The sequence below is a fragment of the Enterococcus ureasiticus genome (genome assembly GCF_001730285.1).
Lineage (GTDB): Bacteria > Bacillota > Bacilli > Lactobacillales > Enterococcaceae > Enterococcus_L > Enterococcus_L ureasiticus.
This window is the reverse complement of record NZ_MIJZ01000013.1, coordinates 82,715-97,796: the sequence shown is the minus strand read 5'-3', so window position 1 is coordinate 97,796 and position 15,082 is coordinate 82,715. Positions and strand designations below refer to the sequence as shown.

Genomic DNA, 15,082 nt, shown 5'->3' with positions numbered 1-15,082 from the left:
TATTCTGTGAGCATAAAACTAAATATTATAAGGAGAGAAGAGTATAATTTGAATAGAGAAGTTTTTTTTGAATTAGTTGAACTAAAAGCAAAGACAGCCAGTGTTTTACCCTTTCTCTTAGGGATTTGTTTTAGTTGGTACCATTATGGAAGTTTACATTTAGGATATGTTCTTATTTATTTTATTGCGATGTTTATTTTTAATATGGCTGTTGATATTTTAGATAACTATAATGATTACCATCATGCCAAAGAAGGGCATGATTACAAAGAGAAAACGAATATTATCGGGCGGGAAAATCTATCCTTGCCGATGATTCGCCGCTGGATCATTTGGATGGTGGCAATTTCTGCCTTGATGGGGATTGGTCTGTCTATGGTTGTCGGCTGGCCTTTGTTATGGCTGGGACTTTATTGCTACCTGATCGGAATCTTTTATTCATCTGGACCTAAACCATTATCAAGCTTGCCTTTGGGTGAATTCTTTTCAGGATTTACAATGGGCTTTATGATCATGTTGATTTGTGTCTATATCAATACATTTGATTCTTTTCAGTGGACAATGAGTAATATTGGCAGTATCTTTTTAGTGTCATTGCCTAATACTTGTTTGATCGCTAATTTAATGTTAGCAAATAATATTTGTGATTTAGAAGAAGATGAAATGAATCATCGCTTTACCTTAGTGCATTATTTAGGGAAGAAAGCATCGATTGGTTTGTTTGTGGGATTGATCGTGATTGCATTTGCATCGATCGTGTTGAGCGTTGTTTTAGGTTTAACGCCACTTACGATGTTATTGACGTTACTCGTTTTGCCCTTTATTTGGAAACAAACAAAGCTATTTTTAAACGAACAGGTCAAAACAAAGACATTTATTTGCGCCGTGAGAATTTTGGCAGTCGGAGCACTTGTACAAGTTGTATTTTTTGCCATAGGATTGTGGCTTAAATAATAAATAAAAAGGTTAAGAGGGGATTTTTAAAATGAGTAAGCACGTCGTTATTTTAGGCGCTGGCTATGCCGGTTTAAGAGCGCTACATGAATTACAAAAAGGCACCAATGATCTAAAAATCACATTGGTCGATCAAAATGATTACCACTTTGAAGCAACCGATATCCACGAGGTTGCAGCAGGTATCCAAACATCAGAAAGAATCACGTATCCAATCAAAGATGTGGTAAAATCAGCATGTACGACTTTTGTACAAGGCAGAGTGGAAAAAATCGATAGTGAAAACCAACTGGTTCATTTGAAAGATCAAGAAGCGATTTCTTATGATTATTTGATCGTCGCATTAGGGTACGAGTCAGAATCGTTCGGCATACCTGGTGTTGAAGAGTTCTCATTAAAAATGGTCGATATTCCAACATCAGAAAAAGTGTATCAACATCTAACAGAGCAAATGGAAGCTTATAAAGAAACCAAAGACGAAAATTGCTTAAAAATCGTTGTCTGCGGTGCTGGTTTTACAGGAATTGAATTATTAGGTTCTTTACATGAAGGAAAGAAAAAACTAGCTGAAATCGCTGGTGTTGAACCTGATAAAATTCAATTATACTGTGTTGAAGCTGTCACTCGTTTATTACCAATGTTCAGTGAAAAACTTGGCGGCTATGGCATCGACCATTTGAAAAAATGGGGTGTTAATTTCTTAGTTGGAAAACCGATCAAAGAAATTAAACAAGATACCGTTGTTTATTTAGATAATCAAGAAACAAACGAATTAAATGAATTGAACGCTAAAACAATCATCTGGACAACGGGTGTTAGTGGAAGTCACGTTGTTGGAGATTCTGGATTTGCAGCTAAACGCGGCCGTGTGATGGTCAAACCTGATTTAACAGATGCAGATCATAGTAACGTTTATATCATTGGTGATTGTTCTGCTGTGATGGATAAAGAGTCTAATCGTCCATATCCAACGACTGCACAAATTTCACTTAAAATGGGTGAACATGCTGGGAAGAATATCAAAGCCCAATTAAAAGGGGAACCAACGAAAGAGTTTAGCTTTAAATCATTAGGTTCAGTTGCTTCTATCGGTAACAGTCATGCCTTTGGTGAAGTTGGAAAAATGGAAGTTAAAGGATATCCAGCTTCTGTTATCAAAAAAGTGATCATGGATCGTTCGTTATTTGAAACAGGCGGGATCAAAGAAATGTTGGCTAAAGGCCGCTTTGATTTTTACCGTTAAAAATAAAAATACAAACAAGAGCTGGGAAGGATTCACAGTAGAGAGTTGTTTTGAAATGACAGAAAGTCAACGGTAGATGGAAGTTGACCAAAATAACTACTTGAATTACAAATCTGGAGCGAAATGTTCTATTCGGGTGAGATCCGTTAGCGTCTTTTTGAGTGGAAATTATTTATAATTTCAACTATGGGTGGTACCGCGTGTATTTATGCGTATGAGACAAAATAAAATTTTTGTTTCTGACGTTTATTCGTCCCTGACAGTCTATTTCTGATTGTCAGGGATTTTTTTGTTTTCAAAAATTAATTTATAAGAAAAATGAGGAACATAAATGAAGAAAGAATTAAGTGTAAAAGAAGCATTATTTATATTTTTGTTATTATTATTGATTATCAGTATTTGTGTGATCGGTGTCGGTATGAGTCCGATTTTTCCCGTATTATGTGCACTAGGTTTATTGATTGGCTGGAGTAAATGGCGAGGCGCTTCATGGGATAAAATCCATGAAGGAATCATAGAAGGTGTGGAAACTGGGATTATTCCTATGATTATCTTCATTTTAATCGGAGCTTTGATCGCAGTTTGGATCGCAAGTGGTGTCATTCCAACGATGATGTACGCAGGATTTTCGGTTATCAGTACGAGTATCTTTTTGCCTTCTGCGTTTGTTAGTTGTGCCGTTGTTGGAATTTCGATTGGAAGTGCCTTTACAACGGTTTCGACAATTGGTTTGGCGTTAATGGGCATGGGTATTTCAATGGGATTCAACTCTGCTATCTTAGCAGGAGCAATCATTTCAGGTGCTGTATTTGGAGACAAGATGTCACCTCTTTCAGATACCACGAATTTAGCTTCGGCTGTTGCGGGAGCTGATTTGTTTAAACATATTAGAAATATGATGTGGACGACGGTTCCAGCTTTTGTTATTTCGTTTATCCTTTATGCAGTTATTGGCTTTCAAACGAAAATTGGACAGACTGATTTAGAAACAAAACAGTTTTTAGATGTGTTACAAGCCAATTTTGCCATCAGTTGGTGGGCAGTTCTGCCGATTTTGTTACTTGTTTTATGCTCGATCAAACGTGTTCCGGCAATTGCTTCATTATTAGTCACGATTTTGCTTTCCAGTGTCATGTACATGATTCAGACCCAAAATATTGATTTAAAACAATTAAGTACGATTTTAGAAAATGGCTTTGTATCTGAGACAGGAATGGAGCAAATCGATGCCTTGTTGACTAGAGGTGGTATCCAAAGTATGATGTGGTCAGTCTCATTGATTCTGTTAACTTTATCTTTAGGTGGCTTGCTTATGAAGATGGACGTGATCACGGTCTTAATGGCGCCGCTTGCTAAAAAACTAAAATCAACAGGTAGTTTAGTTACTGCAACGGTGTTTAGTGGTGCGTTGGCTAATTTGATGATTGGAGAACAGTATTTATCCATTATTCTTCCTGGACGGGCATTTAAGGAAAGTTATGATAAAGCAGGGCTTGCCCCAGAAGTTCTTTCTAGGGCTTTAGAAGATTCGGGGACGGTACTGAATTCACTGATTCCATGGGGCGTGAGTGGTGTATTTATGGCAAGTACATTACAAGTCTCTACATTGGAATACGCACCGTTTAGTTTCTTTATTTTACTATGTCCGATTTTATCGATACTTTCTGGTATCACAGGGATTGGTATTCATAAGCAACAAGTCAGTTAATACAGAGATTTCGATTTAAAATCATTAAAATTTTAAGAGAAACAATGGGGGTACTTTTGTTCGGCTCGTTTTTTAGGTATAATGGATACTGATTGAAAAGAGGGATGTTACATGGCACAAAAAAGGAAAAGTACAAAAAAGAAAAAGACAAAAAAACAGCAACAGCAGCAAGAACATCTTAATTTCATTTTTCTTGGTATCTTTTTTATCTTCTTCGGATTATTTGGACTCTTAAAATTAGGATTTCTTGGCACCTTGATCGCCAATGGGTTACGTGTGGGTATAGGAAATACATTTCCAGTAGCAGCTATTTTACTTATGCTTTATGGACTTTCTTTAGTTATATTTGGTAAAGAATTTCCAATCAAAAAGAGTCGACCGATAATTGGCGGAGTCTTTGTTTACTTGGGTATTTTGCTATTTCTACAAGCTTACATGTTTCGTAATGTCGGCACGCAAACACCAGATATCATTGGTACTACGTGGGAATTTCTTAGAATGGATCTAAAAGCAAGCACTGTAGCGCAAAATGTCGGTGGCGGAATGATTGGAGCAGGACTTTACAGTTTAACTTTCTTTTTAGTTGCGCAGTTTGGTAGCTACTTGATTGCTGGATTGCTGATTTTGATCGGTGTATTTTTGATGAGTATGCTCGATTTTCAGCAAGTGATGAGTGGGTTACAGATCATTCGGGAAAAGCTTAGTACTTTAACTGCTAGAAGCGGAGAGCGTCAAGCTGAAAAAGAAGCTAAGCGAGCAGAAAAACGTGCGGCTAAACAGGCCGAAATGGAGAAACGAGCTCAGGAACGTCTGAAAAATGATGTGAGAGAAATGACGCCAGGTGAAAAATTAGCGCAAGAAGCATGGGAACAAGAAGAAAAAGAATTGCAGGAGCCTGAACAGTTAACGCTGGTTCCAATCGATAGTTTCCAAAGCCAGGCTGAAGCGCAACCTGTACAGCAAAAAGTAGTTGCTGAACCTGAAATGGATGAAGGCGGCGAATTGGATTTTGAAATTTCAGAGGAAGCAGAAGATCGAGATTACGAGTTGCCGCCATCAACCTTATTAGATTCGATTCCATCTGCGGATCAAAGTGGTGAGTACCAAAAAATCGAAAAAAATATTGGTGTGTTAGAACAAACATTCAAAAGTTTTGGTGTGGATGCAAAAGTTGTCAAAGCAAGCCTTGGACCTGCTGTAACAAAGTTTGAAATTCAGCCAGCTGTGGGTGTTAAAGTAAGTAAAATTGTTAGTTTGACGGATGATATTGCCTTAGCGCTCGCAGCCAAAGATGTGCGAATGGAAGCACCAATTCCAGGCAAATCATTGATTGGGATCGAAGTGCCGAACAGTACTGTAAGTACCGTTTCATTTAGAGATATTATCGAGGCCCAACCAAGTCACCCAGATAAATTATTGGAAGTACCGCTCGGACGAGATATTTCAGGCATGGTTCAATCCGCCGATTTAGCTAAAATGCCTCACTTACTGATCGCAGGTTCAACTGGTAGTGGGAAGTCTGTTGCAATCAATGGCATTATCTCAAGTCTTTTAATGAGAGCAAAACCGCATGAAGTAAAACTAATGATGATTGATCCAAAAATGGTGGAGTTGAATGTCTACAATGGGATTCCTCATCTATTGACACCAGTCGTAACAAATCCACGAAAAGCTGCTCAAGCTTTGCAAAAAGTCGTGCAGGAAATGGAATTCCGTTATGAAAAATTTGCAGCCACTGGGGTTCGAAATATTTCGGGATATAATGAATTAGTGATTCAAAAGAATTTAGAAGATGGTGAAAATCGTCCGATATTGCCATTTATTGTGGTGATCGTTGATGAGTTAGCCGACTTGATGATGGTTGCCAGCAATGAAGTAGAGGATGCAATCATTCGTTTAGCACAAATGGCTCGTGCAGCCGGAATCCATATGATTTTAGCAACACAACGCCCAAGTGTGGATGTTATCACAGGGATCATCAAAGCGAACGTTCCTTCTAGAATGGCGTTTGCCGTATCCAGTGGGACTGATTCACGGACAATCATTGATAGTAATGGCGCAGAAAAACTTCTAGGTCGAGGAGACATGTTGTTCTTGCCGATGGGTGAAAATAAACCAATTCGAGTGCAAGGCGCTTTTATTTCTGATCATGAGGTCGAACGAATCGTTGCTTTTGTAACAGAACAACAAGAAGCAGATTATCAAGAAAGTATGATGCCAACGGAAGAAGAAACAACTGGTGGCAGCAGCGAAGCGTCACAAGATGAACTGTATGAAGAAGCCAAATCCTTGGTCGTGGAAATGCAGACAGCAAGTATATCCTTGCTGCAAAGACGCTTTAGAATCGGTTATAATCGTGCAGCACGCTTAGTCGACGAATTAGAAGCTCATGGTGTAATTGGACCATCTGAAGGGAGTAAACCAAGAAAAGTCTTTCTTGAGCCTGTACCAGAAGATATGCCGATGGATCATGGCCCTGAGTAAAAATAATGACTAAAGGAAATGGAGTAAGCTTGAAAGCTTGCTCCATTTTTTTATTGATTGTCTAATTGCGTATACTTTATTTGTGCAGCTTCTCCAAATAGGTTTTCCCTAAATGTAATCTTTGGTATAATGTATGAAATACTATTGAATAATTAGATGGAAAGTTGAATTAAATCATAAATACGATTAGAATTAGGGTAATCTAAATGAATAGCGAATAAATTAAAATGAAACGATAGACTAAATAAAGAGTATAAGGATGGATCACATGAGAAGAAAAAGTGTATTATATTTAGACGTAGCAGAACAAATCAAATCAGATATTATGAATGGTACATATCCTGTAGGTTCATTATTGCCAACAGAAGCTGAACTTGAACAATTGTTTGACGTAAGTAAAATCACTGTTCGTCGTGCAATTGAGTTATTATCATCAGAAGAATTAGTGGAGAAAAAAAGTGGGAAAGGAACGACTGTTTTAAGTAACCGTCCCTACAATAAATTGTCTAAAGCGGGTACATTTACAGAATATTTAAATGAATCAGGACAAAAAGTAGCAAAGAAAATTTTGAGCCTGGAGAAAGTAACGTTAGACTCTGATTCTCCAGTTTATCAATCTTTAGGTGAAAATGCAGTAAAAGTTTCTCGTCTATATACTTTAGATGACCAACCATATATTTACTTTAACTACTTTTTACCGAATAGTTTAGCGGATGTTCCTTTGGAAGATTTTGAAAATGAATCATTATATCGCCTAATGGATCAACATGGTATCGAGATCATTAAGTTTGAAGATAGTTTCCAAACTGTTGAATTAACGACAGAACAAAAAAAAATTCTAGCTACTTCTGAGAAAAATGGGCTAAAACGAATCAGGAAATCAATTGCGTTATCAGGGAAAATCGTTGAGTATTCTGAAGCAATCTACAATACGGCTATTTATCCATATGTTATTGAGTACGAAGCATAAGAATTGTTAATAAAAGATATTTAATCTACAAGGGAAATGTACAATTTTTTAGTTACAAAAACGATTCAAGCTACTTATACAAAACGAAATTAAGATTGAAATGTTACTAAAAGAAGAGCTTTTATCAACTTTAGTTGGTAGAAGCTCTTCTTTTAGTTGTATTTCAAATTCAAGAGAATTTATCTTTTATGAAACGCCTTCTTTTAAAGTATATAAAAAGGCAAGATATGGTGAATTAACAATGAAAGTAACATCTTTTTAGGCGGTTGATATTAATATCTTTTAGTAAGAAGAAAATTTTTTCTTGTTTTTTCAAATCATTTATATTTGTTATTTTATTTTTATTTGATAAAATAGTTCGAGTTTTTTTATTTAATAAAATAATTCTTTATGTATATAATTGATTACTTTTCGTATTTTTATGTAAAACATGAAATTCCTTAACTGAGATTAGTATATCCCTTTAAAATCAATAAATCAATAGGTTTTTTTAATTAAAATTCTCAATTTTTAGCATATTACTACAAAAAAATGAGAATTTCGTTTATTATGTTGTCAAATAGCCTAGTGTAATAAAGGATGTTTTTTTAAGCCGTCAATTGCGCCGTCAAAATTTATAGAAAAGGATTTGATTTTTTTGACTAAAGGAGAAAATATTTACAAAAGGAAAGATGGTCGATGGGAAGGGAGATATCCAAAAGGAAGAAAGACGGATGGTTCCATTCATTATGGTTATGTCTATGCCTATTCCTATCGCTCTGTAAAAGAGCAACTGTTTGAGAAAAAAGTTCAAACGAGCGTATTTTATACTAAAAGCAAAAAAGAATTTCACGGAACGTTTGGAGAATGGAGCCAAATTTGGATGACAACGATTATGGCCCCTAAGATAAAAGACAGTACATTTGCAAGTTACAAAAATAAAATTGACTTACATATTTTACCTTTCCTAGAACATCGGCCATTGAAGAAAATCGTCCCAGATGATATTGAACAATTAATCAGTCAGTTATCTGGCAGACTATCTGCAAGCTCTGTTCACGTCATCTTTCGAATCGTCAAAAGTTGTTTTGAAGCAGCTAAAGATCGAGCTTACATTTATTCTAATCCATGTGAAGATGTAACATTACCAAAAGTAAATAAGGAAAAAGTTCGAGCGCTTACGCGAGCAGAACATAAGGCGATTGAACAAGTTAGTCTACAAACAAAAAAAGGCCTACCTATATTAATAGCATTAGAAACTGGTATGCGTATTGGTGAAATATGCGCATTAAAATGGGAAGATATTGATTTTCAGTCTTCGATTATACACGTCAACAGGACGAAACAGAGAATCTGTTTACCTGATGATTCTGGAAATAAAACACAAATTATCGAAACAGCACCAAAAACACCAAACTCCAATCGTTTTATTCCAATATCTTTAAAATTGAAAAAATCGTTGCTGACATGGAAAGAGGATTCGCAATCACCATTCGTTATTGCTAATGGAGATCATGCCATTGAGCCTAGAACAGTCAGTTACCGTTTTGAACAAATAAAACAGCAACTTGGATTGGAAGGTATATCATTTCATTCGTTGAGGCATACTTTTGCCACTCGGTGTGTAGAGTTAGGAGTCAATATTGCAGCTATCAGTTCTTTGTTGGGACATTCTTCTATAAAGTTAACTTTAGATACTTATACCAGTTCATTTTTAGAAGAAAATCGTATAGCTATAAAAAAATTAGATGGATTAGAGTTTTAAATTAAGTGAAACAGAAATGTAAATGTTTCCTTTTTATCCAAGTGATAAGATTCGTCATTGTATAAAAGAAAGACTTATAAACTATTTTTTTCAATATTTCCCGCCGTCAGATTCGCCGTCAAACAGTATTCCTATTCCTTAAGGCATAGATAGTCTAGCAGTTTTTTCATGTTTTACATAAAAATATGAAACAAGGAGAGACCTATTAAATGTATACACTAGGAATAATCATGTCGGAATATCCTTTTGATATAGAAATGAGTGAAAAAATACATTCATATGGATTTAAATCAAAAGAAATCAAGAAAATGGAACAATTAAGTGAAGTTGATGGAATTTTAATAAATGTAAATCAGAAAATAAACAATCATACAATCAGGGGATTAGAATGGTTGACCAACTTGAGAAAGGAAAAACTCTTCATTCCAATATGGCTATATACAGATACTCCTATGACGCAGATTGAACAGAAGCTATGTCTCCATTTAGGCGCAAATGGCATTCTTGTTAAAGACAATGAAGAAGAAGAAAATGATTTTATTATTATAAAAAATACATTGAAGTGTCTGGTGCTCCCTGAAACGTCAGCTGAAAATTCTTCTTCCGTTATCTTAAATAGAGACGCGCAAAGTGTGTCACTTAATGGACAATCAGAAATTGGTTTGACTCGATTAGAATTTCAAACAGTATCTTTTCTTTATGAACACGCTGACGAAGTAGTTACCTATCAAGAAATTTCTAATCACTTATGGAAAGGAGAGCCAGAAGGACGACAATATCGAGTCGCTAATATAATATTTTTGATTCGAAAAAAATTAGGAGAAGAGGGAAAAGACTTAATACGAACAATCCGAACGAAAGGATTTCGATTAAATAAGAACATCATATAAAAAAACGATTTATATGCATAAATCAGGACCCTTTTTTATTAAAATACCCTATCCAAGGAGTTGTTAAACATGAGAAAAAAAATTAGAGTAGTAATTTTGTTAGCCTGTTTAGGTATATTATTTCTGAACTATTTTGGAAATGAGAAGATTCGAGCTGACAGTGAAAAAATAACCACAGAAACATCTGTTTTTAAAAATGTCAGTTTATCAAAATATGATTCAAAAGTAGGTACTACAGCTAAAACAGACCTTAAAAATGGAGATTCAATCAAGTACGATGATTCTTTTCAAGTGAAATACCATGTATCGATCCCAAATGAAATGAAACTTAAAAAAAATCAAATATTTACTACTAAAGTTCCTTATCTTACGCCAACTAGCACTGAACCGGTTGAAGTGAAAGATAAACAAGGCAATATTTTAGGGAAATGGGAAATAGCTGATGACTTTAAAGAATCAAAATTAATTTCCTTTCAAGTAAGTGAATTTTTTGTTGGATTAAAAAAAAGAGAAGTGGATCTTACCTTTATAGCAAACTTAGATTCTTCAGTTGCAAACAAAAATCAGTTATTATCGTTTAAGTTTGAGACAAATAAAGAGTCAGATTTGGAATTAAAAGTTTTAAAAATATCGCCACTAGAAAAAACAACCATTGATTCAACGGAAAAAATAAAATCTGAAGCACAAGAAAAATCAACAGGAAAAGGAATTGAACTAAAAAAAGGTTTAAAAGAACTTGAACCCCAAAAAACATCTGCTGATAGCAAAGTTGAGACCTATTCAATTAAGGTGAACACGGTAGATGCTGACGACCACAGTATACCAATCAATGGTAGGGTTGTTCTTTTTTCTTACGATGATTTATCAGCTCCTTTAAAATCAGTATCAACAGTGAACGGTGAGTACACGTTTATTGATTTACAGCCAGGCAAATATAGAGTTGCTGGTGGAACAAGTGACGTTCTTGGTTATTATGCACGTAGAGGAGCAACTTATTTTGAGGTTGATTTGCCATCAGCTAATCCAACAGTGACGATTGAGTACTTGAAAGGCTGGGGGAGCGTCAAGGTAACAAAACGAGATGAATCAACTAACGCAGTGCTTCCAGGAGCTGAATTTAAATTAGTAAAAAATAAACCAGATAATACAACAGAAGTTGTGAAAGAAGGATTAGTCTCAACGGATAAAGGTATTGTTCAAGTTGATCAGCTTTTTTCAGGAAGCTATTCATTTATTGAAACTAAAGCACCAGATGGTTATGTGCTCGATAGTACACCGATAGATGTCAGTCTTAAAGATAGAGAGTTAGTGTATCCAGATTCCGCGTCTAAACCACTTTGGTTTCCTACAAATATGAAAAATAAAACAAATAAAAAAGCAGAAGTAAACATGAATAATAGTACATTTCCTACAAATCTAGACTTTGGAAAAACCAAAATTCAAAATGCTAAAGATGAAACATTTACTGCAAATGAAAATGGGATTCAAACTACAGGGAAAGTAGTGATTGATGATACTCGTTTAAATGGTGGTTGGACATTGAAAGTAAAGCAAGAAGCGGATTTTGTTACTTCTGAAGGAAGCCCGTTAGCCAATACTAAGCTTGATTTAGAAGTTGGCCAAGTAACGAATACAACCTCTAACATACCAAGTCAGGTAAAAGAACTAGTTTCATTGAAAAGTGGTGTGGAGAATATGATTGCTGTAGCAAAAGCAACAGAAGGAGTAGGGACAACGACAATACCGTTGGAAAAATTTTCTTTAACCGTTCCTAAAGAAGCAAATAAAAAAGCAAGTCAATATACGTCATCTCTTACATGGACGTTATCTGATGTACCACAATAGAATAAATGAGATCAAATAAGTTATAAAGCTTGAAAAAGCTGAATATAAAAATTATTTTGGAGGTTTTTTTAGAATGAAAAAATTAATGACGACAACTTTATTATCTGGATTCGTACTAACTACTATAGGCTTTTCAAGTCAAGCATTAGCTGCAGATAAAGATACTAAAACAACGAATGCAACGGTTACGTATACTTAAGGAGATATGATAATTGATCCTGGAGATGGTAGTTTAGGTTCCGGATTGCCTGATAATTTAAATTTTGGTTCACACAAAATTCAAAATAAACTAGCAGAAAAATGGATAGCTACTGATAATGGCACAGAAGCTGGACCAGTTACAACAGGCAAATTAACTGTTAATGATGCTCGAGGGAGTAAAGCTGGTTGGAGTGTAAAAGTAGCTCAATCGACTCAATTTACAGAGAAAGGCGGTACTGGTCAGTTAACAAATGCAGCTTTAACGATCACAACTGGTGCGGCAACGAATATTGGCGGAACCCTACCAACTGGAGGCAAAATCAATAACTCACTTACCTTAGTACCAGGCGCTGGAGGCGAACAACTAATATTTGGAGCTAAAGCGACAACGGGTGATGGTATTTCAACGCTAGGATTATCTAAATTTGAACTAGCAGTTCCAGCTGAAACGGCAAGAAAATCTGTAGAATACCAATCTAGTTTAACCTGGACGCTATCAGATACACCTGCACCATAAAAGAGTAAATAGATAAATCAAGAGAGGCAATTTTCTTATAGTTTATTTCTGAAAGGTATAACGATGAAGAGCAAATCAAAATTATTTATTTTTTTCGTCTTAGGAGTAGTGATCAGTTCATTTTTTGTTGCAAATATAACTGTTTATGCTACAGACAAAGAATCATTTGCGGGATTTACAACGGATGTCAAACTGCCAGATAATCAGCACAAAAAAGAAGTCACATACTTTGATCTGAATTTGACGCCTAGCCAAACACAAGAATTAGAAGTTCTATTGACGAACGCTACCTCTAAGGAGATTGTTGTTGTTCCTTCTATTAATCGTGCTCAAACAAATCGTGCAGGGGTTGTGACCTATTCTGTTAAAAGTAAACAGAATACTGCGGGCTTAGCCTACAATATCGAAGATATCATAACCATTACAGAGAAAGAAATCATACTAAAACCACATGAAGAATATACGCTAAAGTTACATGTGAAAATGCCAAAACAGCCATTTGAAGGAATTTTAGCTGGAGGATTATATTTATACAACAAAACGATAGCTAAAACAGAAGGAAATATAAAGAATAATTTTGCTAGAGAAATTGGTTTGGTTTTGAGAACAAATGATAAGAGTGAAGAAGTTGTAGGTGATTTAGCTTTAAAAAAAGTGAGTGGTGATCAAGAAAATGCTAGAAATGTTATTAGTTTATTATTTGAAAACGCTCAGCCAGCATATTTATCAGCAGTGGACATTAAAGGTACCGTAACAAAATATGAGTCTCAAACACCATTATTGACGTTAGATAAAAAGAACGTATCCATTGCTCCAAATAGTACATTTGATTTACCAATTCCTCTAAATGGTGAGCCTTTTAAAGCTGGAACTTATGAATTTAAAGGAACAGCTACTCAAAAGGAAAAGGTCTGGCATTTTGATCAAAAATTTCAAATAACATCAGAAGAAGCAACTAATTATAATAAAAAAGATGTGAGTATCAAAAAAGAAAATATTTTTGAAAGCCATCTAGTTCTGATGTTGATAAGTCTTTCATTATTGCTCCTAATTATTCTACTATTTGTTCTTTTTCGTATCTACAAAAGAAAACAAGAGATGAAAAAACGAAAAGAGCAGCGAAGAAAAAAGAAGAAGCGAAAGAAAGTTTTGAAAAGTAACGAAACAGAAAAAATGCAAAGAAAGGAGTAGGATATGAAAAAAATAGTGTGTATCATGGGTTTCGCTCTCCTCTGTATAAGTTTGTTAAGTCCAAGCTCTTTGACAATAGCCGAAGAGTACAATGGACCAGCTAATTCAACAACTGTTGGAGGAATTCGTTTTTATGAAACAGAGGATACAAGAACAACAACTACTTCTAATCCCTCCGCTTCTAAAGAAACAGAGCTTCAAGGGAAACCAAAAGAGCTTTCAAGTAAACCGCGTTTTCCAAATACGGGAGAAACAAGTACCATTTCTATACTTGTTATTGGCCTTGTATTAGTTCTTATAGCATTTGTTTGGATAATGAAAAAGAGAAGTAAGCGATAAAAAATTAATGATGGGTTACTAAAGTATATATACTTTAATAATAAAAAAAGGTTATAAGGAGAGAGTAAATAATGAAATTGACAAAATTAGTAATGAGCAGTGCCGCTTTGGCCGCAATCGTAGGGGTAGGTGCGTTAAACGCAGACGCAGCTACGTATCCAGAGGCAACAAAAGGAGTGTCTAACGGAAATATTACCTTTACAGATGATGGATCTAATAACATTCCAGATCCAGAAAATCCAGATAAGCCAACCAATCCGGTTGATCCAACAGATCCAGAAAACCCAGATAAACCTGGAGGCAATAATAATCCAGGTGATTTAAAATTAGTTGTAGTGCCAGATATAGATTTTGGTTCAAAACAAAAAACTAGTGCAGCAGTAACTGCAAATGCTAAAGTTGTTGCAGCTTGGGATGAGAATAAGACGAAAGTCTATCGTGCACCATGGATTACAACTCATGATATGAGAACAGAACGTGGTACTGGTTGGACTGTCTCTGTAACCTCTAGTCAATTTTCTTTAGTAGGAGATACAACGAAAAAAATCGAAGGTGCTGAAATTGTATTCACTAATGCAAATTATGAAGGTACAAGCACGACTAAGCCTACAATCAACTCAAAAGCTGCTGGAACCGATGTAGCTAATGGATTAGTTTTAACACCAGGGACAGAAGTTTCGATCGCAAATTCTGATTCTGCAAAAGGTCAAGGTGTTGGTGACTATTCACTTGCATTAGGAACAAATAGTAAAGGGACTAATACAAAAGACTCTCTTACTGATGGTGTAACATTTAGAATGCCAGCAAATACAGCTGTTGAAACTGGAAAATATCAAGCTGTATTGAATTGGGAGCTAAAACCAACACTAAGTCCCTTATCTTAAAAAATTGAATAATAGATCTGAGGTATAGCTCAAAGAGCTGTACCTCAGATCTACTATTATCGAATGAATGGTGGTAAAAGTTTAGAATTATTTTTAAGGATACTCACCTAGG

13 protein-coding genes are annotated in these 15,082 nt (G+C 35.3%); all 13 read left to right on the top strand.

Translation table 11 applies throughout. The annotated features are described in order from the left end of the window. The first annotated feature begins 48 nt into the window (after positions 1-48). The 13 genes from BCR21_RS08875 (at position 49) to BCR21_RS08820 (ending at position 14,970) form a co-directional block, all read left to right on the top strand. Positions 49-954: a prenyltransferase gene (locus BCR21_RS08875; protein WP_069646113.1), complete on the top strand. Its 906-nt coding sequence runs from the start codon at positions 49-51 to the stop codon at positions 952-954. 31 nt (positions 955-985) lie between these two features. After that, positions 986-2,197 (top strand): NAD(P)/FAD-dependent oxidoreductase, encoded by a 1,212-nt coding sequence (locus BCR21_RS08870; protein WP_069646112.1) that lies wholly within the window; start codon positions 986-988, stop codon positions 2,195-2,197. Positions 2,198-2,528: 331 nt separating this feature from the next. After that, positions 2,529-3,905 carry a Na+/H+ antiporter NhaC gene (gene nhaC / locus BCR21_RS08865; protein ID WP_069646111.1) on the top strand — a complete coding sequence of 459 codons (1,377 nt, stop codon included), beginning with the start codon at positions 2,529-2,531 and terminating at the stop codon, positions 3,903-3,905. A 111-nt stretch (positions 3,906-4,016) separates the two neighbouring features. Beyond that, on the top strand, positions 4,017-6,389 hold the full coding sequence (locus tag BCR21_RS08860; protein ID WP_069646110.1) for a DNA translocase FtsK: 2,373 nt from the start codon (positions 4,017-4,019) through the stop codon (positions 6,387-6,389). A 268-nt stretch (positions 6,390-6,657) separates the two neighbouring features. Further along, on the top strand, positions 6,658-7,359 hold the full coding sequence (locus BCR21_RS08855; protein ID WP_069646109.1) for a GntR family transcriptional regulator: 702 nt from the start codon (positions 6,658-6,660) through the stop codon (positions 7,357-7,359). Between the two features lie 637 nt (positions 7,360-7,996). Further along, positions 7,997-9,103, top strand: coding sequence for a tyrosine-type recombinase/integrase (locus BCR21_RS08850; protein WP_069646108.1), 1,107 nt, complete (start codon positions 7,997-7,999; stop codon positions 9,101-9,103). 209 nt (positions 9,104-9,312) lie between these two features. Further along, the gene (locus BCR21_RS08845) at positions 9,313-9,993 is read left to right on the top strand and encodes a winged helix-turn-helix domain-containing protein (RefSeq protein WP_069646107.1); all 681 of its coding nucleotides are present in this window, start codon (positions 9,313-9,315) and stop codon (positions 9,991-9,993) included. Positions 9,994-10,062: 69 nt separating this feature from the next. Further along, entirely contained in the window at positions 10,063-11,838 is a 1,776-nt protein-coding gene (locus tag BCR21_RS08840) for a WxL domain-containing protein (protein ID WP_069646106.1), read from the top strand. 73 nt (positions 11,839-11,911) lie between these two features. Further along, the gene (locus BCR21_RS17270; protein ID WP_276204491.1) at positions 11,912-12,037 is read left to right on the top strand and encodes a hypothetical protein; all 126 of its coding nucleotides are present in this window, start codon (positions 11,912-11,914) and stop codon (positions 12,035-12,037) included. Positions 12,038-12,043: 6 nt separating this feature from the next. Continuing rightward, positions 12,044-12,556, top strand: coding sequence for a WxL domain-containing protein (locus BCR21_RS08835; RefSeq protein WP_084013279.1), 513 nt, complete (start codon positions 12,044-12,046; stop codon positions 12,554-12,556). A 63-nt stretch (positions 12,557-12,619) separates the two neighbouring features. Then, a complete protein-coding gene (locus BCR21_RS08830) occupies positions 12,620-13,747 on the top strand; it encodes a WxLIP family cell surface protein (RefSeq protein ID WP_069646105.1) in 1,128 nt (375 codons plus the stop codon). Positions 13,748-13,750: 3 nt separating this feature from the next. Next, on the top strand, positions 13,751-14,086 hold the full coding sequence (locus BCR21_RS08825; RefSeq protein ID WP_069646104.1) for an LPXTG cell wall anchor domain-containing protein: 336 nt from the start codon (positions 13,751-13,753) through the stop codon (positions 14,084-14,086). A 71-nt stretch (positions 14,087-14,157) separates the two neighbouring features. After that, positions 14,158-14,970 carry a WxL domain-containing protein gene (locus BCR21_RS08820; RefSeq protein ID WP_069646103.1) on the top strand — a complete coding sequence of 271 codons (813 nt, stop codon included), beginning with the start codon at positions 14,158-14,160 and terminating at the stop codon, positions 14,968-14,970. Positions 14,971-15,082: the final 112 nt, after the last annotated feature.

Coding starts and splice junctions, on each gene's coding strand:
- BCR21_RS08860 (WP_069646110.1), top strand. CDS start 4,017: ATGGCACAAAAAAGGAAAAGTACAAAAAAGAAAAAGACAAAAAAACAG.
- BCR21_RS17270 (WP_276204491.1), top strand. CDS start 11,912: ATGAAAAAATTAATGACGACAACTTTATTATCTGGATTCGTACTAACT.
- BCR21_RS08830 (WP_069646105.1), top strand. CDS start 12,620: ATGAAGAGCAAATCAAAATTATTTATTTTTTTCGTCTTAGGAGTAGTG.
- BCR21_RS08820 (WP_069646103.1), top strand. CDS start 14,158: ATGAAATTGACAAAATTAGTAATGAGCAGTGCCGCTTTGGCCGCAATC.
- BCR21_RS08825 (WP_069646104.1), top strand. CDS start 13,751: ATGAAAAAAATAGTGTGTATCATGGGTTTCGCTCTCCTCTGTATAAGT.
- BCR21_RS08840 (WP_069646106.1), top strand. CDS start 10,063: ATGAGAAAAAAAATTAGAGTAGTAATTTTGTTAGCCTGTTTAGGTATA.
- BCR21_RS08845 (WP_069646107.1), top strand. CDS start 9,313: ATGTATACACTAGGAATAATCATGTCGGAATATCCTTTTGATATAGAA.
- nhaC (WP_069646111.1), top strand. CDS start 2,529: ATGAAGAAAGAATTAAGTGTAAAAGAAGCATTATTTATATTTTTGTTA.
- BCR21_RS08870 (WP_069646112.1), top strand. CDS start 986: ATGAGTAAGCACGTCGTTATTTTAGGCGCTGGCTATGCCGGTTTAAGA.
- BCR21_RS08835 (WP_084013279.1), top strand. CDS start 12,044: ATGATAATTGATCCTGGAGATGGTAGTTTAGGTTCCGGATTGCCTGAT.
- BCR21_RS08855 (WP_069646109.1), top strand. CDS start 6,658: ATGAGAAGAAAAAGTGTATTATATTTAGACGTAGCAGAACAAATCAAA.